The organism is Ruegeria sp. AA6 (assembly GCF_056542865.1).
In genome coordinates, this window is record NZ_JBQGAN010000013.1 from 38111 (window position 1) to 59009 (window position 20899).

Annotated in this window: 24 protein-coding genes and 1 pseudogene; 10 read left to right on the forward strand and 15 right to left on the reverse strand. The window is 58.1% G+C overall.

The annotated features are described in order from the left end of the window. Position 1 precedes the first annotated feature (1 nt). Positions 2–373: a YybH family protein gene (locus tag ACR0LN_RS15175; protein ID WP_480430788.1), complete on the forward strand. Its 372-nt coding sequence runs from the start codon at positions 2–4 to the stop codon at positions 371–373. Between the two features lie 36 nt (positions 374–409). Here the strand turns inward: ACR0LN_RS15175 and speB are convergent, their stop codons facing one another. The 6 genes from speB to def (ACR0LN_RS15205) all read right to left on the reverse strand — a co-directional run bounded on the left by speB (position 410) and on the right by def (ACR0LN_RS15205) (position 3701). Beyond that, positions 410–1231, reverse strand: a complete 822-nt coding sequence (gene speB, locus ACR0LN_RS15180; protein ID WP_480430789.1) for an agmatinase — start codon at positions 1229–1231, stop codon at positions 410–412. A gap of 63 nt (positions 1232–1294) precedes the next feature. Beyond that, positions 1295–1531 (reverse strand): GlsB/YeaQ/YmgE family stress response membrane protein, encoded by a 237-nt coding sequence (locus tag ACR0LN_RS15185; RefSeq protein WP_058273291.1) that lies wholly within the window; start codon positions 1529–1531, stop codon positions 1295–1297. Position 1532: 1 nt separating this feature from the next. Beyond that, positions 1533–1769 carry a hypothetical protein gene (locus ACR0LN_RS15190; protein WP_170328331.1) on the reverse strand — a complete coding sequence of 79 codons (237 nt, stop codon included), beginning with the start codon at positions 1767–1769 and terminating at the stop codon, positions 1533–1535. 5 nt (positions 1770–1774) lie between these two features. After that, positions 1775–2689: a methionyl-tRNA formyltransferase gene (gene fmt, locus ACR0LN_RS15195; protein ID WP_480430791.1), complete on the reverse strand. Its 915-nt coding sequence runs from the start codon at positions 2687–2689 to the stop codon at positions 1775–1777. A gap of 2 nt (positions 2690–2691) precedes the next feature. Beyond that, on the reverse strand, positions 2692–3186 hold the full coding sequence (def, locus tag ACR0LN_RS15200; RefSeq protein WP_480430792.1) for a peptide deformylase: 495 nt from the start codon (positions 3184–3186) through the stop codon (positions 2692–2694). Then, positions 3183–3701 (reverse strand): peptide deformylase, encoded by a 519-nt coding sequence (gene def / locus ACR0LN_RS15205; protein WP_480430793.1) that lies wholly within the window; start codon positions 3699–3701, stop codon positions 3183–3185. The genes def (ACR0LN_RS15200) and def (ACR0LN_RS15205) overlap by 4 nt, the downstream gene beginning before the upstream one ends. A gap of 94 nt (positions 3702–3795) precedes the next feature. Here def (ACR0LN_RS15205) and ACR0LN_RS15210 point away from each other — a divergent pair, with 94 nt between their 5' ends. Then, complete coding sequence (locus ACR0LN_RS15210) at positions 3796–4968, forward strand: MalY/PatB family protein (RefSeq protein WP_480430795.1); 1173 nt, start codon at positions 3796–3798, stop codon at positions 4966–4968. A gap of 103 nt (positions 4969–5071) precedes the next feature. On the opposite strand, the gene ACR0LN_RS15215 is transcribed toward ACR0LN_RS15210, so the two are convergent. Continuing rightward, positions 5072–5425 (reverse strand): hypothetical protein, encoded by a 354-nt coding sequence (locus tag ACR0LN_RS15215; protein ID WP_480430963.1) that lies wholly within the window; start codon positions 5423–5425, stop codon positions 5072–5074. Positions 5426–5638: 213 nt separating this feature from the next. Here ACR0LN_RS15215 and ACR0LN_RS15220 point away from each other — a divergent pair, with 213 nt between their 5' ends. Then, positions 5639–6628 (forward strand): glutathione S-transferase family protein, encoded by a 990-nt coding sequence (locus tag ACR0LN_RS15220; protein ID WP_480430797.1) that lies wholly within the window; start codon positions 5639–5641, stop codon positions 6626–6628. Here the strand turns inward: ACR0LN_RS15220 and ACR0LN_RS15225 are convergent. Next, positions 6610–6972: pseudogene (locus tag ACR0LN_RS15225) on the reverse strand (response regulator transcription factor). The gene ACR0LN_RS15220 and the pseudogene ACR0LN_RS15225 overlap by 19 nt on opposite strands. Positions 6973–7154: 182 nt before the next feature. Between ACR0LN_RS15225 and ACR0LN_RS15230 the strand changes: the two are divergent. From ACR0LN_RS15230 to ACR0LN_RS15255, 6 genes are all read left to right on the forward strand, one after another. Further along, positions 7155–8120, forward strand: a complete 966-nt coding sequence (locus ACR0LN_RS15230; RefSeq protein ID WP_480430798.1) for a threonine-phosphate decarboxylase — start codon at positions 7155–7157, stop codon at positions 8118–8120. Continuing rightward, positions 8117–9037 carry an adenosylcobinamide-phosphate synthase CbiB gene (cbiB, locus tag ACR0LN_RS15235; RefSeq protein WP_480430799.1) on the forward strand — a complete coding sequence of 307 codons (921 nt, stop codon included), beginning with the start codon at positions 8117–8119 and terminating at the stop codon, positions 9035–9037. The genes ACR0LN_RS15230 and cbiB overlap by 4 nt, the downstream gene beginning before the upstream one ends. 11 nt (positions 9038–9048) lie before the next feature. After that, on the forward strand, positions 9049–10212 hold the full coding sequence (locus tag ACR0LN_RS15240) for a lytic murein transglycosylase (protein ID WP_480430800.1): 1164 nt from the start codon (positions 9049–9051) through the stop codon (positions 10210–10212). 425 nt (positions 10213–10637) lie between these two features. Beyond that, positions 10638–10862, forward strand: coding sequence for a hypothetical protein (locus tag ACR0LN_RS15245; protein WP_480430802.1), 225 nt, complete (start codon positions 10638–10640; stop codon positions 10860–10862). Positions 10863–11305: 443 nt separating this feature from the next. Continuing rightward, a complete protein-coding gene (locus ACR0LN_RS15250) occupies positions 11306–12046 on the forward strand; it encodes a hypothetical protein (RefSeq protein WP_480430803.1) in 741 nt (246 codons plus the stop codon). An 11-nt stretch (positions 12047–12057) separates the two neighbouring features. Next, positions 12058–12276: a hypothetical protein gene (locus tag ACR0LN_RS15255; RefSeq protein ID WP_480430804.1), complete on the forward strand. Its 219-nt coding sequence runs from the start codon at positions 12058–12060 to the stop codon at positions 12274–12276. 127 nt (positions 12277–12403) lie between these two features. Here ACR0LN_RS15255 and ACR0LN_RS15260 read toward each other — a convergent pair whose 3' ends face one another. From ACR0LN_RS15260 to ACR0LN_RS15280, 5 genes are all read right to left on the reverse strand, one after another. Beyond that, entirely contained in the window at positions 12404–12841 is a 438-nt protein-coding gene (locus tag ACR0LN_RS15260; protein ID WP_480430806.1) for an acyl-CoA thioesterase, read from the reverse strand. 146 nt (positions 12842–12987) lie between these two features. After that, on the reverse strand, positions 12988–13338 hold the full coding sequence (locus ACR0LN_RS15265) for a hypothetical protein (protein ID WP_480430808.1): 351 nt from the start codon (positions 13336–13338) through the stop codon (positions 12988–12990). A gap of 54 nt (positions 13339–13392) precedes the next feature. Continuing rightward, on the reverse strand, positions 13393–16848 hold the full coding sequence (locus tag ACR0LN_RS15270; protein ID WP_480430810.1) for a chromosome segregation SMC family protein: 3456 nt from the start codon (positions 16846–16848) through the stop codon (positions 13393–13395). A gap of 140 nt (positions 16849–16988) precedes the next feature. Continuing rightward, a complete protein-coding gene (locus ACR0LN_RS15275) occupies positions 16989–17399 on the reverse strand; it encodes a hypothetical protein (RefSeq protein ID WP_480430811.1) in 411 nt (136 codons plus the stop codon). Positions 17400–17444: 45 nt separating this feature from the next. Next, positions 17445–18644 (reverse strand): aminotransferase-like domain-containing protein, encoded by a 1200-nt coding sequence (locus ACR0LN_RS15280; RefSeq protein WP_480430813.1) that lies wholly within the window; start codon positions 18642–18644, stop codon positions 17445–17447. Between the two features lie 150 nt (positions 18645–18794). Here ACR0LN_RS15280 and ACR0LN_RS15285 point away from each other — a divergent pair, with 150 nt between their 5' ends. Beyond that, positions 18795–19565: an FCD domain-containing protein gene (locus tag ACR0LN_RS15285; RefSeq protein WP_480430814.1), complete on the forward strand. Its 771-nt coding sequence runs from the start codon at positions 18795–18797 to the stop codon at positions 19563–19565. Positions 19566–19702: 137 nt separating this feature from the next. Here the strand turns inward: ACR0LN_RS15285 and ACR0LN_RS15290 are convergent, their stop codons facing one another. Further along, positions 19703–20263, reverse strand: a complete 561-nt coding sequence (locus ACR0LN_RS15290) for a F0F1 ATP synthase subunit B (protein ID WP_480430815.1) — start codon at positions 20261–20263, stop codon at positions 19703–19705. A 5-nt stretch (positions 20264–20268) separates the two neighbouring features. Further along, positions 20269–20820 (reverse strand): F0F1 ATP synthase subunit B', encoded by a 552-nt coding sequence (locus tag ACR0LN_RS15295; RefSeq protein ID WP_480430817.1) that lies wholly within the window; start codon positions 20818–20820, stop codon positions 20269–20271. Positions 20821–20899 lie beyond the last annotated feature (79 nt).

Here is a 20899-nt window from a genome sequence, read left to right on the forward strand (position 1 = left end):
CATGGACATGAAAAAAACACTGGAAGACTTTGACGCAGCCTATAACGCGGCCTTCAATCGCGGCGATGCCGAAGGGTGCGCAGCGTTTTTTACTGACGACATCATGCTGTTGCCGCCCGGTGAGCCGATGACACGCGGCAAGACAGCGTTTCTGGAAACCTACCGATCCCGAATTTCAGAGAGTACCGGGGGCACCCACAAAAATGAGCTGATTGATTTCGGGGTTGATGGGGATATGGCCTATCAGGTCGGGACCTATTCCATCGAAAACTCGAACCCGCCTGAGCAGGGAAAATTTGTCAATGTGCTGAAACGTCAATCGGATGGGACATGGAAAGTTAAAATTTCCATCTTTAACAGCGACTTACCTTAAACTTACCGCCGCGTGCGACCCGAAATACCCGTGACCTTAGCGTGACAAAAGCCGCCCCCCGATCTCTTTCACAAACTTTGCCGCCACCATCGCCGTCATACCGTAGGGGTCGCGGTGCGGGTTCAATTCGACAATATCTGCGCCAATCAATTGCCCTTCGAACCTGTGGATCAGGTCGATCACCTCACGAGTACTGAGGCCGCCGGGTTCATGGTGCGATACGCCCGGCGCAAATGCCGGGTCCAGCGCGTCCAGATCCAGTGACAGGTAAACGGGGCCGTCAAAGCTGATTTCAAGGTCCGGGCGCCAGTTGCGCATGTCTATCACCTCGACCCCGAACTTGTCGGCCTGTTCCTGTTGGTGCTTGTTCATGGTGCGGATGCCCACCTGTACCAGGCGGTTGATCTGGCACGTCTCCATCACCCGCGCAAACGGGCAGCCATGACCCAGCGGACCGATCTGCTGACTGTCATACAGATCAGGGTGCGAGTCGATATGTAGGATGTTCAACCCCTCGTACCGCACGGCATGCGCCTTGATCAGTGGATACGCCACCGAGTGATCGCCACCCAGCGACAACAGCCGCGCACCGCTTGCGATCCGGTCGGTGGCTCCGGCCTCAATCCGGTCGATGGGTTCCTGCCCAATCATCTCGAACACATCCAGGTCGCCGGTGTCCTTGAAGCGATCAGTTGCGCCCAGGTCAGTGCCATCCTCAGCGGTCAGGTTGGCCGCGCCGGAATGCAGCGCTTCGCGGATACGTCCGGGCGCGAATGCTGGCCCCTGCAGAAAGGACGAGTGCAAATCCAGCGGCACCCCCATCAAGGCGACGTCTCCGGGGTTCAGATCATGTGGCATGGGGCACCTTTCGGGTTGAGCGTTCCGGCGATCTGGCCGGGAACACCCCTAAAGGTCAAGAGGTTAGCGGCGCAAGTAGGTCTGCCAAATCCAGATCACCAGCAAAGCGCCCAACACCGCACCAACAAACCCGGACAGCCAGCCCGCCACGGTTATCAGCGCACGCAACAGAAACCCGCCCACCAGCGCACCCACGATACCGATCAGCATGGTCGTGGGGATATTCGCCTCGATCCGCATTAACCGAGTGGCCAGAAATCCAGCCGCGGCACCGATGACGATCAGGGCGATGACGGGCACGTTACTTCCTCCAATGCGTCGGCACGATGATCAGCGCGCCGATGGATGAGATCACAGCGTTCAGTCCGGGCGGGCCAAAGCTGATGCCGAACATGATGCGGACAAAGTAGAACAGGAATGCGCCGCCCACGCAAATGATGATCGAGGGCAAATATCCATTGTGGGTAAACCCCGTTTTCTCGGACAGATACCCGACGATCCCCGCAATCACGACAGTGCCCATCAGAACCATGAACATCTGACTTACTCCGAACTCAGGCGGGTTCCGGCCGCAACCGGCCAGCCCCGCAGAAAGGTTTCTGCATCCTGCGCGCCCTTACCTGCCCGTTGCAGGCGCAGTAGGTCAATCGCCCCTTCGCCACAGGCCACGCGGAGCGTGTCATTCAAAACCTCTCCCGGCGCGCCCTGCCCTTGGGCCAGTCCCGAGGCCAGCAGCTTGACCCGATCACCGCCAATTTCGGTCCAAGCACCGGGAAATGGGGACAGACCCCGGATCTGGCGATCAACCTCGATGGCCGGGCGAGTCCAATCGACCCTTGCCTCGGCCTTGTCGATTTTCGAGGCATAGGTCACGCCATCCTCGGGTTGCGGCTCGGGTTTCAGGTCAGGCAATCGGTTCAGTGCCTCAACGATCAAGTCAGCACCCATCGGCGCAAGGCGGTCATGCAATTGCGCCGTGGTTTCCTGTAGCCCGATTTCGGTTGCCTGCCGCAACAGGACGGGGCCGGTGTCTAGGCCCGCCTCCATCTGCATGATGCAGATTCCGGTCTGCGCATCGCCCGCCATGATCGCCCGATGGATCGGAGCCGCCCCGCGCCAGCGCGGCAGCAGGCTGGCGTGGATGTTCAGGCAGCCATGTGTGGGCGCGTCCAGAATGGGCTGCGGCAACAACAGCCCATAGGCCACCACTACGGCCACATCGGCATTCAGATTGGCAAACGCAGCCTGTTCCTCAGCCGATTTCAGTGAAACCGGATGGCGGACCTCAAGGCCAAGCAACTCGGCCCGGGCATGAACCGGTGTTGGGCGGTCTTTCTTGCCCCGGCCCGCCGGGCGTGGCGGCTGGCAATAGACGGCGGCAATCTCATGTCCGGCGTCGACCAGCGCATCCAGCACCGGAACCGAGAAATCGGGCGTTCCCATGAAGACAACGCGCATCTCTACCCCTGCTTTCTGGATTTGCGCAGTAGCATGTCCCGCTTTACTTTGCTGAGCCGGTCGAAATACATCTTGCCGTTCAGATGGTCGATCTGGTGCTGAACGCTTGTCGCTTCTATCCCCACGAAGTCGCGACGGTCGACCATACCCTGTTCGTTCAGAAACTTCACCGTCACCGCGCGTGGGCGTTTCACCTTGGCCGACACTCCGGGCAGGTTTGGGCTGGCTTCTTCGTGTTCGCGCAATTCAATGGAACTGTGCAAAATCTCAGGGTTCGCCAAGCGCACCGCCCGGCCCCGCTCGGTCGAGCCATCAACCACCGCCAAACGCAGCATCACCCCGATCTGCGGAGCTGCAAGACCAACTCCGGGCATCGCCTCCATCGTATCAATCATGTCATCCCAGATTGCGCGGATTTCATCGGTGATCTCGGTTACGTCATCCACCTTGGTCCGAAGGCGTTTGTCGGGCCATGGCAGGCAAGCGCGAACGGTCATGCGCGGGCTCGCTCGCGCTTTAGTTTCTGCATCTTGCGCGTGATCATCTGACGCTTCAAAGGCTTGAGATAGTCGATGAACAGCTTACCGTTCAAATGGTCGATCTCATGCTGCACGCAGGTTGCCCAGAGCCCATCGAACGTCTCTTGCTGCAGGTTGCCGTCCCGATCCATCCAACTCACATCGACCACTTTGGGGCGGGTCACCTCGGCAAATTGCTCGGGGATCGACAGACAGCCTTCCTCGTAGACATTGGTTTCGTCCGAGGACGCGATGATTTCGGGGTTGAACATGATCAAAGGCCGAGGCGCTTCGCCCTCTTCCTTGATACAATCCAGCACAATCAGCCGACCCAACACTCCGATCTGCGGCGCGGCCAGACCGATACCGGGGGCATCGTACATCGTCTCAAGCATGTCGTCGGCCAGTGTGCGCAGCTCGTCCGACAGGTCGGCCACCGGGGCGCAGACCTTTTTCAAACGAGGGTCGGGATGGATCAGTATATTGCGTTTCATGGGGTTGATTTAGGCCATCCCGCCCCCCGCCGCAACGCCCCCCTTGCACCTGCTGCAATTGTGGCTAGCTTTCGGTCCGACAGATGGAGCAGACATGACTTTCAACGACCTGATCGACCGCCGGGGCACCAATAGTTCAAAATGGGACAAGATGGAGAAGCTGTACGGCGTTTCTCCGCAGGACGGGTTGGCGATGTGGACCGCGGATTCCGACTATGCCACCGCGCCTTGCGTGATCGAAGCTGTACGGGATGCCGCCGACCACGGTGCCTTCGGGTACACATGGGAACATCCCGAATATCTGGCCGCGGTACAGTGGTGGATGCAGAACCGCCACGATTGGAATATCGAAACCGATTGGGTGCTGACGACACAGGGGCTGGGCAACGCGATTGCGTTATGTCTGGATGTCTGGACCGATCCAGGGGATGGTGTCGTCATCTTTTCCCCCGTCTACCACGAATTTGCCCACAAAATTAACACCGCCGGACGGCGCGTGGTGGAATGCCCGCTGGTTCGACAGGGCGACAGCTATGGCATCGACCTTGAGGATGCGCAGTCGCGGTTGGACGGGTCGGAAAAACTGTTGATGTGGTGTTCGCCGCAAAACCCCTCGGGTCGCGTCTGGACGCCCGAAGAATTGCGCGCCGTGGCAGCCTTTGCCGAACGCAACGGGTTGATCCTGATTTCGGACGAAGTCCATCAGGATCTGGTCTACCCCGGTCATACCTTCGTTCCGATGGGCAAAGCCGCGCCCGAGGCGCAACCCTGGACCGTGACCCTGACCGCCGCCTCCAAGACGTTCAACATCGCGGGCCAACGCACCGGCAACATGATTATCCCTGACCCCAAATTGCGCTCGGAAATGCGTCACCGGCTTAAGACGCTGGACTATGCCCCCAGCGCGTTAGGTTTGGCGATGATTACTGCCGCCTATTCGCCGGAAGGCGCAGAATGGGTCGATGCGCAAGTGGCGCATCTGGACGCCAATCGCAAACTGTTCGACGCGACGATTGCCGAAATCCCGGGCCTATGGTCGATGCCGCTGCAGGCTACGTATCTGGCTTGGGTCGATTTCTCGGGCACCGGTATGGATCATGACGAGTTTGTTCGGCGCCTGCGTGAAGACGCGAAAATCGCGACATCCTCCGGCCCCGGTTTCGGCACGGGCGGAGAAACCTTTGAGCGCTTCAATCTTGCCACCCAACGCGCAAGGGTTGAAGATGCCTGCGCCCGGTTGAAAAAAGCATTCGCCGATCTGCAGTAAAAACGACGCCGCAACAAAACGGGTAGGCCGTCAAAGGCGGGTATCCAAGGTAAAACTCAGGAGGCTCAAAAGGGGCGTCCCGAAAATTTCACAACGGCGGCTGCTATTCTTTGTGCCCAAGCAAAGCAATTGGCGCGTCGGGATCACGGTAAAAATCCAACGGAGCCTTGTCGGCTGCGGCTGTGCTGCGTTTGAATTCATAGCGCATCTCGCCCGCTTGCTCATCATCGGCAATGATCAGGCATTGGTACAAGTGATGCGCACCGTCATAGATATCGACCAGACCACGCAATTGAGGTGTCGTTGCGGCTTCGACAGTGAAACCGTCCCTCCACAATCTTAGGATTTTAAAGGTATTGTCGCCGGTCTCGACACGAAGGCGGCTTGTCTTTTTTAGTCCTGCGATTCGCGCTGCATCCAATTCAGCGCTTATTTCCTTTGAAACATAGGTCGTCATAGCAATTTTTCCCCCGCAATGGATACTATTGTGCGGGAATGACTGTAAAAATCCAGTGAAGGAGGTCACATTGAGTACCGCGCGTTCCATTGTGTTTCACGAAAATCTCAACTTCACCTGTGCGCAGGCGCAGAGCAAATGCGCGGTAGGTCGTGTGGGAAGGCGATGCGCAAGGCCCTATGTTTTCGGAAATCGCAATGCGGAGGATACCCAATGGGCCTGTTGGTCAACGGCAAATGGCAAGACACATGGTACGACACCAAATCTACCGGTGGTGCCTTCAAACGCAGTGCTGCGCAGTTTCGCAACTGGCTGACCGCAGACGGCAGCGCAGGCCCCTCTGGCAACGGTGGCTTCAAGGCTGAACCCGGTCGCTATCACCTTTATGTCAGCTACGCCTGCCCCTGGGCGCATCGCACTTTGATCTTCCGTGAACTGAAAGAGTTGACCGATTTGGTTTCCGTATCGGTTGTGCATCCAGACATGCTGGATAAAGGCTGGACCTTCGAGACAGATGACCACGGCGCATCCGGGGATGACCTATACGGTTTCGACTTCGCACACCAGATCTACACCAAAGCTGACCCGACCTATTCCGGTCGCGTGACGGTGCCGATCCTGTGGGACAAAAAACTTGAAACGATTGTTTCGAACGAAAGCTCGGAAATTATTCGCATGTTCAACGCGGCGTTCGACGGATTGACGGGCAACACAGATGACTACTGGCCCAAGGCGATGCGGGGCGAAATCGAAGAGGTGAACGCCCGCATCTATTCAGACGTCAATAACGGCGTCTACAAATCCGGCTTTGCCACCACCCAAGCGGCCTATGACGCTGCCATACACCCGCTATTTGACACTCTGGACTGGCTAGAAGACCGCCTGGCGTCGAACCGCTATTTGATGGGTGATCAAGTGACCGAGGCCGACTGGCGGCTGTTCACCACCCTGATCCGGTTCGACCCGGTCTATCACCTGCATTTCAAGTGCAACAAACGGCGGCTGATCGACTACCCGAACCTTTGGGCCTACACGCGCGAACTGTACCAATGGCCCGGGGTCGCGCAGACAGTGAACATGAAACACATCGTGCGCCACTATCACTATAGCCACGAAACTATTAATCCGAACCGGATCATCCCCGTGAACCCCGTGCTGGACTACATGGAAGCGCACAACCGCAGTCAACGACCCGCAGCATAGTGTTCAACCATCGCCGCCAGATCCTCTGGCGGCGTTTCGCTTTGCACATAGGCACAGGCATTCGAGCTGTGGGCAAAGATCGAACCATCCGAAAAAAAGGTGGTGTTGGTGACAAATATCACCCGCGCTTCAGGGCGACGATAGCTGGCGAAATCAGCGACGGCCAATGCGCTGCCGGTCTCAAGCACCAAGTCCAACACGATGATCTCGAATTACTGGCTATACAGCGCAAGAATAGCGGCCTCCTGCCCGGCCACTAAGGTTACCTCAGCGCCGTGCCGTTCCAGATGCCGTTTCCAGACCCGACCAAGATCGGGGTTACTCTCAACAATCAAAACATTCATTTGCAACAATCTCGGCACTTGATAGAACGTGTGGTGCCGACCCCCGTAAATTGTGATCACGCCATTTCCTTAACAAAGTGTTAACAGTACCCGGCCTCAGACCGGATCACGCGGATTCGCTTGTGCAAACGGCAAAAATCCGCTTGAAACGGGCCGAAACAGGCAATTTCGATGAGAATCCGATGGCGAGCCCTAACGAAAACTTGAACCCCCGTTCCGCGCGCGACCACGGCGGCGGGCTGGATGGCGCGATAGCCACCTATGGCGGAGGCCGAACGGACTGGATTGATTTGTCCACCGGTATCAATCCTCATCCCTACGAGGTTTCCGGATTGCGCCGCACTGACTGGACGGAATTGCCCGATCACGGCGCGTTTGAACGCCTGACCGAGGCCGCGCGGCACTTTTGGTCCGTGCCCAAGGGCGCTGCAATCCTGCCTGTGCCCGGTGCCTCGGCTGTGATTGCGCGCATTCCTGGCCTGGCTTCTCCGGGTCAGGTCCAGATTACGATGCCCACCTATAACGAACACGCTGCCGCCTTTGCGGCACAAGGCTGGTCGGTTCAGTCAGACGGCCCAGCCGCTGCCCGCGTTATCGTGCATCCGAACAATCCGGACGGTCGTGTCTGGCAGGAATCCGATGCCAACGCCCCGCTGACTGTGATCGACGAGAGCTTTTGTGATGTCAGCCCGGAAAAGTCTCTGATCCACCTCGCCAACCAGCCCGGTGTGGTCATCTTGAAGAGCTTTGGAAAATTCTGGGGCCTGGCCGGGCTGAGATTGGGGTTCGCCATCGGCGACCCCGACCTGATCGCGCGGCTCAACGATCTGACCGGTCCGTGGGCCGTTTCTGGCCCTGCGCTACGGATTGGGGAAAAAGCCCTGCGAGACACGGGCTGGGCGGAAGACACGCGCCACCGGTTGAGCGTGGAAGCCGACCGGTTGGACAGCTTTATGGCGGCCAAAGGAGCCAACCTAGTGGGTGGAACCACCCTGTTCCGGCTGTATGAGGTCGACGATGCCACCGCATGGCAGGACCGTCTGGCCCGCGCCCATATCTGGAGCAGGATATTCCCCTACTCACGAAATTTTCTACGTCTCGGCCTGCCGCCAGCCGACGGCTGGAGCAGGTTGGAGGCCGCTCTGTGAACACGGCACTGCTATTGATCTGCGCCATGTGTCTGGACGCGGCATTGGGTGAGCCTGACTGGCTGTGGTCGCGGGTCCGCCATCCCGCAGTGATGATTGGCAACGTGATCGGGTGGCTGGAAAAACGCCTGAACCACGGGGCGCAACGACGACTAAAAGGCGCTGTAGTTGTAGTGCTGCTCGTGGCCGGTGCGCTGATCATTGGATGTCTGCTGGCCTTGCTGGGACCGGTAGTTGAGATCGTTGTCTGCGCCATTCTATTGGCTCAAAAATCGCTGGTGAAGCATGTGCAGGATGTGGGCGACGGGCTGCGCATCTCTCTGGCAGAAAGCCGCGCGAAGGTGGCGATGATCGTTTCGCGAGACACGCGAGATATGAGCGAGGCTCAGGTCGCCCGTTCGGCCATCGAAAGCGCCGCCGAGAATCTGAGCGATGGCGTTATCGCACCGGCGTTCTGGTTTCTGATCGCCGGGCTTCCTGGGCTGCTGGTTTATAAGGCGATTAATACGGCTGACAGCATGATCGGCTACCGCACCGAAAAATACCGTGACTTTGGCTGGGCTGCTGCGCGCTTGGACGATGTGCTGAACCTCATCCCCGCGCGCCTGACCTGCGGGATGATCGTGGTCCTGTCCGGCCAATGGAAGCGTTGGCCCGAGATGGTGGCCGATGCGCGCCGCCATATATCACCCAACGCCGGCTGGCCCGAGGCCGCCATGGCACGCGCGCTGAACGTGGCACTGGCCGGGCCACGCAGCTATGATGGGCAGATCCGCGATCTGGCTTGGGTGAACGGCGGTGCCCCGCGCGAAATCGGCGCGCCGGAGGTTTTCCGCGCATGCAGCATGTTGTGGACCCTTTGGGGGCTTGCGCTTGGCCTTCTGTCGGTGTGGGTTGGGGTCAGCTTCATAATTTGACGGATCCGCTTATGCGCTTTCTTTCTGGCCTAGTTGCCGCCGCCCTGTTCTCCTCGCCCGCATTGGCCCAATGCGGCGGTGGGTTCAACTCTTTCGTTAAAGGTTTGAAGGCCGAGGCCGTGCAACAAGGGTTCGACAAAGCCACTGTCAACGCGTTCTTCAAAGGTGTGCAACAAGATGGCGCGGTGCTGAGGGCCGACCGCGCACAGGGCGTATTCCAGAAGCCGTTCATCGACTTTTCCCGCCACCTGATTTCACAAAACCGGATCGAACGCGGACAGGCAATGTCGCGCAAATACGACGCGGTGTTTGACCGGATCGAGCGGGAATACGGTATCTCTCGGGGCGTGCTGCTGGCCTTCTGGGCGTTCGAGACCGACTACGGCGCCTTTCAGGGTGACTTCAACACCCGCAATGCGCTGGTTACACTTGCGCATGATTGCCGTCGGCCCGAGCTGTTTAGACCGCAGATTTTTGCGGCTATTGAACTTTATAGCCAAGGGAATTTCGACCCCGCGCGCACCACTGGTGCTTGGGCCGGAGAGATCGGGATGGTCCAAATGCTGCCCCGTGACATTCTTGAAAACGGGGTCGATGGAGATGGAGATGGCAAAGTCTCATTGAAAACTTCGGCACCGGATGCCCTGCTGTCAGGGGCCAAGATGCTGTCGAGTCTTGGATGGCAGCCGGGCCAACCATGGCTGCAAGAGGTGACGGTACCCGCGCAAACGGATTGGTCCCTGTCCGGCCCCGGAAAACCGCGCCCTGTGTCGGACTGGCAGGCGATGGGCGTGCAAGCCCGTAACGGAGCTTTGGCCGACCTACCTGCCTCGCTGATCTTGCCGCAGGGACGCAACGGCCCGGCCTTCTTGGCCTATCCGAATTTCGACGTCTATTTCGAATGGAACCAGAGTTTTGTCTATGTTCTGACTGCCGCCTATTTCGGAACAAGGCTAGAGGGTGCCCAAATTTACAATGCGGGCAATCCGGCGCCGGGGTTATCGGATGCCCAGATGAAACAACTGCAAAGCAACCTGCAGGCGCGTGGTTATAACGTCGGTAAAATCGACGGCATCTTGGGAGCGGGAACAAGAGCTGCGGTTCAGGCCGAACAGGTCCGCCTTGGACTTCCTGCAGATGCATGGCCGACGGCTGAGCTGCTGAATAAGTTGTAGATCAACCCTTCGCCACAATTTGTTAACGACAATTTTCAATTTTCAGAGAACGCAAGCAGAAATCAGAAAGAATGTAAGCTGTTGAAAAATTAGTAATTTTAATCCTCCCACTGCTTTTAAGTCAAATATACTATCTAAGTTCACGCCATGACATTCACATTGAAATAATGCCGAGTTCACTTTTCGTAATTTAAACCGCAAATCTGCGGCCGAAGTACGTCAACATCGTAGTGCATGGTCATTCCGATACTTGGATACGGCGGGGACTACCTTGCGCAACCTGCTGCCACATATGTGCCCAAACTCTGCTCGCATGTTTAAGAGCACAAAGAGCTTTTTGCGGCCGAGGAAGACAGTACCTTTATTATTTTTGTATTATGCGGCTTCATTATTATTCTCGCCTTGACCGGCATCGGCGTTGATTTATGGCATACGAGCGCGACTGGGAAAAGTTTCAATGGACCCTCGACAATGCCGTATTGGCCGCCGCCGATCCTATGCATGAATTACCGCCTTCCGAAGTGGTAAGCGCCTATCTGGCTGCCCAGAATCTTACGGTTTACGAGGACGACGTTATAGCTGACGATCTATACCTAGACCGGACTGTAAGTGCGCCGATGGATTTGGATTATTCGACCCACTTCATGTGACTGAGCGGCGTAGACACTCTTCCGATCAGCGTGGTCGCAGCTGCCCATGAAGCGGCTCCTTCCACCGAGATTTTCATTGCGTTGGATATCTCAGGCAGCATGGGGAACAATAACCGCCTTGGTCTAATGCAAACTGCAGCCAAGGAATTTGTCACGAAAACCCTGGAGCGGAATACTGATCCAAGCACCGGCAAAAAACCGTGTGCCCAACCTCGATCGGCACGATTCCGTTTGCAGGCCAAACCGATCCCGGCGCCACGATGTTCACATATCTGGGCGGCGAGCGTTTTGGAACGACCACCGACGACGACTTCCCAACGTGGAAGCAGGACATCTCAAACGTTGTGTTCTGGTTTGAAACAGATGGCTACAATTAGGTCGACTTTTCCGTCAAGGTCGACAACTTTCTGGACAGCACGACCGATGTATTCGTCAAAGACGACGTGGATACCTATTACCACTATGTCAGAGATTACATCATCGGCCACTCATTGGATGTACCTGAGGACGCTGTGTTGGTTGGCGCCTCGATCAAGGGCGGCAGACAGCAAACTGAGTTCTTCAGCACAGCAGGGGATCATATTGTTGGGTCGACGAAGTTCAACCAAACGGACCTCACAATCCAATACAGCGATTTTGAGACCTACCTTGATACGATCCCGAACAATACCTCTTCATGCTTGGAGATGACCTACTCTGACTTCCTGAATTCCAATCCACCCTCCGGTTCGATCGACCAAGTGCCCTATTTCGTGAACTGGGAATATGACGCGACTACCCAGAACTGGGGCTGGTGCCCTGAAGATGAAATGAGCATCAAGTACGCTCAAAGCGATGAAGAGGACTTGCATACCTTCATCGACGGTCTGCGGCTGTTCGATGGAACCGGCACCAACTACAGCATGAAATATGCGCTGGCCCTGCTGGACCCATCCTCGCGCGAGGCTTTCGAACATCTCAGCGGCGCAGGTGAAATTCCGGCCGAGTTCGCCAACCGTCCGTTGGATTGGGACGCAAAAGACGTTGCGAATTACATCTTCCTAATGACCGACGGAGCGACCAGCCCGCAGGTTCGGCCAACTGATGAAATGGAAGTGGAAAACGGTACCACCGAGCTTGTGGATCGCCCGTGCGAGGACCCACCATTACGTCATCGCACACGACCAATCTTCAGTTGTTCCTAGACCAGTGTGCAATGGCAAAGGCCAATGGTGTTACGATCTTTGCCGTTTCGTTCGAAGCCTCGAGTTCGGCATCGGCAGAGCTCAGAACCTGCGCTTCGTCATCGTCGCGCTATTATGAAACAACCGGCGAAGAGGTCATCGACACTTTCGTGTCCATCGCGGGTGCGATCCAGAACCTGAGGCTGATCCGAATACCCAGCGGGGTGACGTGGCTGCTCAATCCGGCCTAACCGGATAGCATCCCCATAACCAAAAACCTGAATCAGCATCTCGCCGCTGCACTTTCCAAAAGTCGCAGCGGCGATCTTTTTTAGAAACCGAATTTCCGGTGCCAATCCAAAGTGGCCAAGCAAGGGGTCACGTGTTTTCAAAGACCGGCCGTGGCGCGCCCTCGTCATCCAGCGCAACAAACACAAAATCCGCGTCCGTTACCTTGTAGCCGTTGCCAGAATACCTCGGGCGAGCCCAGGCATCGACATGAATACGCATCGATGTTCGCCCTACCTCGCGCAATGTCGCATATAGAGTTACTTCGTCACCTACTTTGACCGGACGTAGGAATTGCATGGCTTCGACCGCTACCGTGGCGCCGCGCCCTTGAGAGACTCGCGCAGCCATATTGCCTGCCGCCAAATCCATTTGTGACATCAGCCAGCCACCGAAAATATCACCCGACGGGTTGGTATCTGCTGGCATGGCAATTGTACGAATGACCAGCGGACCTTCCTCTTGCTGGCGACCATGTGCGCTGCGCTGCCTTCCAAGGGCTAGGTTTCTTTCGGTCTCGTCGCTCACCTAATTGCTCCTTTGACGTGTCGTAAGTGTTGGTTCAGGGTGTTGTGTTTCGCGATTTTAGTAGGCTGAATTCAATTCTGAAACACTATGCAGTGGCGCACCAACAAAAGACCAGAGATGTGTCAAAACACTTAGCAGGGATGCGGTCAGTCAGGCCGCACCGGGTAACGGTCGCCTTTTTCGTCGATCAGAATCAAACGCTCGCCACTGCGCACATACAAATCACAACGACTGAACCCGTTCCGATACTGGATGCAGACACTGCCATCCTCGGCAATTGAATACGTACCGAACGCGGATTCTCCGCTGGCATAGGTATAAGAATAGGCCCCACCGGCCGAGTACTTCGACTGGCCATCGTCATAGAAAGTCAGCGTCTGGCCAGCCAGCGCATCCAATTCCGCATGGGTCAGCGGCACATCGCCGGGTTTGGTGGGCCATTCCGCGGCCCAGACTGGGCTTGTTGCAAAGAAGGCTAGGATCAGAAATCGGGTCATGCGGCTATCATAGGCCACCGTGCACCACAAAGCTCATAACGATGGGGTGATGGTTTAGGCGACCATCTGTTCGGCCTTTTTCAGGTCGACTGAAACCAGCTGACTGACGCCTTGTTCCTGCATGGTCACGCCAAACAACCGATCCATCCGCGCCATTGTCACCGCATGGTGAGTAATGATCAGGAACCGCGTATCGGTCTGGCGGCACATCTCATCCAGCAGATCGCAGAAGCGGGTGACGTTGGCATCGTCGAGCGGCGCGTCGACCTCGTCCAGCACGCAGATGGGGGCCGGATTGGCTAGGAAGACGCCAAAGATCAGCGCCGTTGCCGTCAGGGTCTGCTCTCCGCCCGACAACAGACTGAGGGTCGAGAGTTTCTTGCCCGGCGGCTGGCACATGATCTCAAGCCCTGCATCCAAAGGGTCGTCGCTTTCGACCATGACCAGATTGGCCTCACCACCGCCAAACAGGTGCTTGAACAGCATGGCGAAGTTCGAATTCACCTGTTCGAACGCGGTCAGCAGACGCTCGCGGCCTTCGCGATTTAGGCTGGCAATACCGCTGCGCAGGGCCTTAATCGCCTCTTCCAGATCGGCCTTTTCAGTGTTGAGCGTATCGAACTCTTCCTGAACCTCTTTGCTGTCTTCTTCGGCACGCAGGTTCACCGCCCCCATCGCGTCGCGTTGGCGTTTATGGCGGTTTACTTCGGCCTCCAACGCATCAGCGGCGGGCATTTGATCGGGGTTCACATCCAATTGGTTCAGCAATTGGTTCGGCGTCAGCTGCTGATCTTCGGCAATCCGTTCCGCCGCAGCAGATACGCTCTCCTTGGCTGCATCACAGCGTGCCTCGGCCGCAGCGCGGCCTTCGCGTGCTTCCGAGGCCAGACGCTCCGCGTCACGCTCGGCCAGAACCACCTCGCGTTGCTGCGTCTCAGCCTCGGCCAGCTTGTCGGCCGCTTCAGCGCGGCGGGCCTCGGCAGCTTCGATCAGCTCGTTCAACTCTTCGCGGGCCTCGGCGATTTCGCCGGGCGCAGCCATCGCCTCTGACAATTCTTCTTCCGAGCTTTCCTTGCGCTCGGCCAGTTCCGAAATCCGCTTTTCAGCGCTGTCCAACCGGTGACGCCACCCGCTCAGGTCTTTCGTTACCTCTTGCGAGCGACGCGTACGCGCCTCTCCCTCACGCCGCAATTCATCATGGGTCGAGCGATGGGTCAGCATGGTGATCCGCGCGGCCTCGACGGTTTGCTTGATGTCTTCAACCTGCGCGCGGGCACTGTCGAGGTTGCCCAAACCGGCCAGCGCACCTTCTGCTTCGCGCAACTGCGCGCGGGCGGACATGGCGTCCTCTTTGTGGCGATCCACGGCGAGCGCCAGAGTCTCAAGCTTGCCCTGCGCCAGATTGCGATCAGCTTCTGCCCGGCTAAGCTGGCGCGCGGATTCGGCCATGCGTTGGTCAGCAGCGCGGCGCGCTTCACGCGCGCGGCGGTCAGCTTCAGTGACATCTGCCAGTTGTTTCGACAGCGCCTCATGCGCAGCGCGGGCACCGTCGGCCTGCGCCTCGGCACGGGTCAGTTCCTGTTTCAACGCCTCCAGCTTGTTCAACTGTTCCAGACGCAACGCGGCGGCACTTGGCGCGTCCTCGGCCCAGGCCCGGAACCCGTCCCAGCGCCACAAGTCACCGGATCGCGACACAAGGCGCTGACCCGGTTTCAGCGAGGCTTGTAGCCGCGCGCCCAGATCTGCGTCCACCAACCCGATCTGCGCAATCCGGCGGCTCAGGCGATCCGGGCCTGAGACATGCAGCGCCAAAGGCTCGGCACCTTCTGGCAAAGGCTGGTCACTGTCATAGCCCGCCACTTGCACCCAGCCCGAGGGACCATCGCCCTCAACCAACGGTGCGCGCAGATCATCAGCCAATGCCGCACCCAATGCCTTTTCATAACCTGGCGCGACGCGCAGCAGATCAAGCACCTGACCACCCTCGGCGGTGTCGCGTTCAACCAACTTGGCCAGCGCAGAGGTTTCGGCTCGGATCGCGCCCAGCTCGCCCTCGGCCTCAGAGCGCTGTGCGCGGGCCTCGGCCTCACGCGCTTGCGTGTCATTGCGCAGCTCGTCGGCGGCGGCCAATGCCTCTTCGGCGGCTTCGGCGGCTTCGCGGGCTTCTTCCTCGCCCTCTTGAGCGGTTTCGAACGCCTCGCTGGCTCGTGTCAGGGCCGTTTTGGCGTCGTCCACAGCAGCGCGAGCTTTTTCTTCTTCGCCCTCGGAGCGGGCCAGCGTCTTGCGGCTATCCTCGACCAAGCGCTGCGCCGACTGGTGCCGGGCGACCAGACGCGCCATATCCTCGGTTTCCTGCGACAGATGGTCTTCGCGATCCTGCAGCACCGAAGCCGCCTCGCGCGCAATTTCAGCAGCTTCAGCTACTTTGTCGTCGTGCCCCTCGGCTGCTTTGGTCAGCTCACGCGCTTCCCATTCCAGCCGTTCGATCATCTGCCCCGCGTCGCGGTTCAACCCAGCCTCGCGTTCGATGTCGTTGCCCAACTGCTGAATGCGGTTGGTCAGGGTTTCAATAGTCTGACGGGCGCGGGTCTCCTGATCCGCCAACGCATCACGCTGTACCTGCTGGCGTTGCAAGACGGCAGCGGCGATGGCCTCTTCCTCTCGCAGCGGCGGCAGGGTCTCTTCGATCTCGGCGCGCTTGGCGGCTGCCGCGCGGGCCTCGGCTTCGGCCCGAGATGCTTCGGTGATCCGATCACGCAGCTTTTCTTCCGCCTGCTGGCGGGCCATGTCTGCCTCTTTCCAGCGCCGATACAGCAACATGCCTTCGGCCTGCCGCAGCTGCTCGCCAATCTCGCGATAGCGCGCGGCCTGACGGGCCTGACGAGCCAACTGCGCCAACTGTCCGCCCAACTGTTCCAGAACGTCATCGACACGGGTCAAGTTGGCCTCGGTGCCTTTGAGTTTCAGCTCGGCCTCATGCCGGCGTTGATAGAGACCCGAGATACCGGCGGCCTCTTCCAAAATCCGGCGACGGGCGCGCGGTTTGGCATTGATCAACTCGGCAATGCGGTTCTGCCCTACCAGCGCTGGCGAATGCGCACCCGTCGAGGCGTCGGCAAACAACATCTGCACATCGCGCGCACGGACATCCTTGCCGTTGGTCTTGTAAGCGCTGCCGACATCGCGGGTGATGCGGCGAATGATTTCAAGCTGATCGCTGTCGTTAAAGCCCGAAGGCGCCAGCCGTTCCGAGTTGTCCATCGTCAGAACAACCTCGGCAAAGTTGCGGGCTGGGCGAGTAGCGGCCCCGGCAAAAATCACGTCCTCCATCGCCCCCCCGCGCATGGATTTGGGGCGGTTTTCGCCCATCACCCAACGCAAGGCTTCCAGAAGGTTGGACTTACCACAACCATTCGGCCCCACCACACCAGTCAACCCGTCCGCGATGATCAGATCGGTCGGGTCGACAAAGCTTTTGAAGCCGGTGAGTTTGAGTTTGCTAAAGCGCAAAGGCGACGGGTCCCGTGATTCCTACGTCCTTGAAGTCTGCGCAAGGGATTGGGGTTGAGTCAACGGAGTTGCGCAGGATGTGGGACATCAACCCGACTTATCCACAATATCTTGCCGAAATGCGCAGGAAAACGCGTATCTCAGTACGGCGTACATTCAAAAACCTGATAGCCGTAGTCAGAGCCGAGGTCCTCATAGACGCCATAGTCTACACATTCATAGTTCGGGGTCGAGATTGAGGTCAGCAACAAGCGCTCCCCCGCGTCGTGATCGCAGCCCAATACGCCGACGGGCACAGCCGCATCCCCAAGCACATCCAGAATAGGACAGCCCGAAACCTGTGCCATCGCCAAGCCAGCCCGGTCGCGGATCGGGCCGAGGCGCGGCGCGTATTGCATGTTGACCCGCACAGCTTCGGCCAGATCTCCGCGCACGCGCACGTCAAAGACGCTACCATTCACCGCGACACGAGTGGCGGGCAAGTCACGAAAATAGGTGGTGCCCGCCGAACAAGCGGACAGCGCCCATAGAAAGAACAGATACCGGATCATGCGACCAGCATTGACGCAAACTGGTTAACAGAACCTTTCCTCCTGTTAGGTACGCAGAACCTCTCCCAACCGCCGGATGCCTTCGCGGATCGTGGCCTCATCCGAATTCGAAAAACTCAGCCGGATCGTATTGCCACCGGTTTCGTCAGGAAAGAACGCCCGACCTGGTACAAAGGCAACTTTGACCGTTTCCAACGCACGCGCCAGCAGATTGGCCCCATCTATGCCGTTTGGCAGAGTTACCCAGACGAACATTCCGCCTTCGGGTTTGGTCCAGTTCACGTCGTTGGGCATATACTGTTGCAGCGCCTCCAGCATGGCATCACGACGGGCGCCATAGACGCGTCGCAGCATGGGAATATGGGTGTCGAAACAAGCCCGCGCGACTTCGTTGATGGCCATCTGGTTGATCGTCGCCGAATGCAGATCGGCTGCCTGCTTCATCAGCACCAATTGCGAGATCACTGGCTTGGCCGCCACGACCCAGCCAACGCGCAAACCCGGAGACAGTGTTTTCGAGAAACTGCCGCAATAGACCGTTCGGCACTTTTCGATCGACTCTTTGCGCGCCAATTCCAATGCCAAAACCGGGGGAATGGCCTCACCTTCATAGCGCAGTGCCTGATAGGCACCGTCTTCGATTATCGCGATGTTCAACTCCTCGGCTAAATCCAGCAAAGCCTCACGCCCCCGCAGGTCCTCGGTCTCTCCGGTCGGGTTCGCGAAATCAGGTGAGAGATAAGCAAATTTAACAGCCCCCTCGCCCGCCGCCGCCGCGTATTCCGCCGCCCCGCGATTGCCGTTGATACTTAGACGATCAAATCGCGGCTCATAGGCGTTGAACGCCGCGAGCGCACCCAAATAGGTCGGCCAGCCGACCAATGCCGTATCACCCGGCGAAAGATAGAGCTTGCCGAGATAGTCCAATGCCTGCTGCGAGCCCGACGTGATCAGGATGTTGTCCAACTCGCAACCAATCCCGATCTGACGCATGTGATCGACCAGCCATTCTCGCAATGGGACATAGCCCTCACTGACCGAATATTGCAGCGCCTGCGCTTGGCTGTCCGACGCAAGCGCGTTCTGGAACGCTGTGGCGAACCCGTCCGCCGGGAACAGCGCTGGGTCGGGAATACCGCCGGCAAAAGAAATTATGCCCGGCTGATCCAGCAGCTTGAGCAATTCACGTATCTCGGACGCTTTCATCCGCGATGTTCGCGTTGCAAACAGGTCTTTCGTCGACATGGGGCTCCTCCGCATTTTTGCTCGGCAGCCTATGCATCGCGTCATTAATGTCAATAGTGCTGACCTAATGTTTCAAAACAGCTAAGGCGACGTTCTTGAACCCTCAAGAAATACGTGGTCATATGATTTGACCAATTTCGGAAAAACCGCATGCCTTTTCAAAAAATCCAGACCGAAAAGCTGTCTATCGCAGTGGTAAAACAAATCGAGCTGCTCATCCTGCGCGGCATCCTGCGCCCGGGCGAACGGCTTCCGGCTGAACGAGAACTGGCTGAGCGGCTGGGCGTATCGCGCCCTTCATTGCGAGAGGCGATATCAGAGCTTCAGAATCAGGGCCTTCTGACCGCCAAGGCCGGGTCCGGCATTTATGTGGCCGAGGTTCTGGGTTCGGCCTTTTCCCCAGCTCTGGTTCAGTTGTTCAGCAGCCATCAAGAAGCCGTGTTCGATTTCCTGTCATTCCGCCAGGATCTTGAAGGGTTGGCCGCCGAACGCGCTGCGCGCCTTGGGTCAGACAGTGATCTAAAGGTCGTGCAGGCGATTTTCGATAAAATGGAAGCCGCCCACGCCCGCAATGCCAGCGATGATGAATCCGAACTGGACGCGCAGTTCCACATGGCCATCATTGAGGCCAGCCACAACGTGGTCATGCTCCATATGACGCGCTCGATGTATGACCTGTTGCAACAGGGCGTATTCTACAATCGTCAGATGATGTTCCAGCAACGCACCACGCGTGGTGCCATTCTGGACCAGCACCGCGCCATCAATGCGGCCTTGCAGGCGCGAGACCCGGAAGGCGCCCGCGACGCGGTTCACCAGCACCTGAGCTTTGTTCAACGCTGTATGGAGGATTTTCAGAAAGCTCTGCGCAACGAAGCCATCGCGCAACAACGGCTGCAACACGAAACCCGCCATCCTTGACGGTTACTGACTTGACGCCAGTGGCAATCCCACGGTGTTGATCTGTCATTCCCGACTAACACATTGGTCAGAAGAAGCGACAAAAAAACCCAAGAGCCGGAAGCTCTCGGGTTCTGATGTCTCAACACTGCAGGCGTTTAGTGCAGTTTCTCACCTACATCGGCAATCGCCGCGTCGATCAGTTTGTTGGCCTGAGTCGCCGTCATCTGCTTGGCCAGCACAGCGTTGGCTGCCGAAACAGCAACGGTGATGGCTTGATCGCGGACTTCCTTCACAGCCGAAGCTTCAGCCGATGCGATCTGATCCTGCGCAGCCGCCAGACGGCGTGCGATGGATTTTTCCAGATCGGCCTTGGCTTGCTCAGCCGCCAAAGCTGCGTCGTCTTTTGCCGCCGCCACGATGGCATCTGCCTGGGTCTGTACTTCGCGCTGTTTACGCTCATACGAGGCCAGCAGGCTGCGGGCTTCTTCGTGCAGGGCGCGGGCTTCGTCCAGCTCGGACTTGATGCCTTCGGCACGTTTGTCCAGCGCACCGCCGATCATCGATGGGACCTTGAAATAGAACAGGACCGCGATGAAGACGAGGAAACCCAGCGTCACGACAAAGTCGGTATTGCCAAGCGAGAAGAACGGGCCGCTTGCGGCCAGCGCAGGGCTGGCGGCACCGACGGTCAGGATAAGGGCAAGAGTGTTCCGCATGTCACTTATCCTTTCATCTGCGCGTCGACGGCACCGTCGATGGCTTTGGCATCCGCCTCGCCGCCCAGTGCAGTGACCAGTTCAGCCGCCGTATCCTTGGCAACCACTTGAATGCTTTCCAGCGCACCAGCACGGATGTCGGCAATTGCCTTTTCCGATTCAGCCGCCTTTGCAGCGATTTCCGCGTCCGCCTTGGCAATCGCGTCATCCAGACCAGCCTGGATTTCAGCACGGGCTTCGGCAGCGATACGCTGCGCTTCGGCACGGGCATCGGCCAGTGCCTTGTTATAGGCCTCTTCGGCCTCGACCGCCTTGGCCTTCAGATCTTCGGCCGCAGCCAGGTCATTTGTAATGGTCCCCTGACGTTCAGCCAGGATTGCCGCGATGCGGGGCAGAGCCACGCGGGACAGGACCAGAAAGATGACGACCAGCGTAATGACCAGCCAGAAGATCTGGTTGGGGAACCAATCGAAGCAGAGCTGCGGCATCCCGATGGCAGAGCCATAGGAGTCGACGCACGAGCCAGCTACCTCTTCTGTAAGGGGTTCAGTCGCCATGATATCCTCCGTCGGAAACTTGTCTTTACAACAGGTGGGCCGCTATGGCTTGGACCCACCTGCGCGTAAGGATCAGGTT

Bases quoted from the DNA above. Each gene is read 5' to 3' on its own strand.
- ACR0LN_RS15175 (WP_480430788.1), top strand. From the start codon at position 2: ATGGACATGAAAAAAACACTGGAAGACTTTGACGCAGCCTATAACGCG.
- speB (WP_480430789.1), bottom strand. From the start codon at position 1,231: ATGCCACATGATCTGAACCCCGGAGACGTCGCCTTGATGGGGGTGCCG.
- ACR0LN_RS15190 (WP_170328331.1), bottom strand. From the start codon at position 1,769: ATGTTCATGGTTCTGATGGGCACTGTCGTGATTGCGGGGATCGTCGGG.
- fmt (WP_480430791.1), bottom strand. From the start codon at position 2,689: ATGCGCGTTGTCTTCATGGGAACGCCCGATTTCTCGGTTCCGGTGCTG.
- def (WP_480430792.1), bottom strand. From the start codon at position 3,186: ATGACCGTTCGCGCTTGCCTGCCATGGCCCGACAAACGCCTTCGGACC.
- def (WP_480430793.1), bottom strand. From the start codon at position 3,701: ATGAAACGCAATATACTGATCCATCCCGACCCTCGTTTGAAAAAGGTC.
- ACR0LN_RS15210 (WP_480430795.1), top strand. From the start codon at position 3,796: ATGACTTTCAACGACCTGATCGACCGCCGGGGCACCAATAGTTCAAAA.
- ACR0LN_RS15215 (WP_480430963.1), bottom strand. From the start codon at position 5,425: ATGACGACCTATGTTTCAAAGGAAATAAGCGCTGAATTGGATGCAGCG.
- ACR0LN_RS15220 (WP_480430797.1), top strand. From the start codon at position 5,639: ATGGGCCTGTTGGTCAACGGCAAATGGCAAGACACATGGTACGACACC.
- ACR0LN_RS15230 (WP_480430798.1), top strand. From the start codon at position 7,155: ATGGCGAGCCCTAACGAAAACTTGAACCCCCGTTCCGCGCGCGACCAC.
- ACR0LN_RS15240 (WP_480430800.1), top strand. From the start codon at position 9,049: ATGCGCTTTCTTTCTGGCCTAGTTGCCGCCGCCCTGTTCTCCTCGCCC.
- ACR0LN_RS15245 (WP_480430802.1), top strand. From the start codon at position 10,638: ATGGCATACGAGCGCGACTGGGAAAAGTTTCAATGGACCCTCGACAAT.
- ACR0LN_RS15255 (WP_480430804.1), top strand. From the start codon at position 12,058: ATGGCAAAGGCCAATGGTGTTACGATCTTTGCCGTTTCGTTCGAAGCC.
- ACR0LN_RS15265 (WP_480430808.1), bottom strand. From the start codon at position 13,338: ATGACCCGATTTCTGATCCTAGCCTTCTTTGCAACAAGCCCAGTCTGG.
- ACR0LN_RS15275 (WP_480430811.1), bottom strand. From the start codon at position 17,399: ATGATCCGGTATCTGTTCTTTCTATGGGCGCTGTCCGCTTGTTCGGCG.
- ACR0LN_RS15280 (WP_480430813.1), bottom strand. From the start codon at position 18,644: ATGTCGACGAAAGACCTGTTTGCAACGCGAACATCGCGGATGAAAGCG.
- ACR0LN_RS15285 (WP_480430814.1), top strand. From the start codon at position 18,795: ATGCCTTTTCAAAAAATCCAGACCGAAAAGCTGTCTATCGCAGTGGTA.
- ACR0LN_RS15290 (WP_480430815.1), bottom strand. From the start codon at position 20,263: ATGCGGAACACTCTTGCCCTTATCCTGACCGTCGGTGCCGCCAGCCCT.
- ACR0LN_RS15295 (WP_480430817.1), bottom strand. From the start codon at position 20,820: ATGGCGACTGAACCCCTTACAGAAGAGGTAGCTGGCTCGTGCGTCGAC.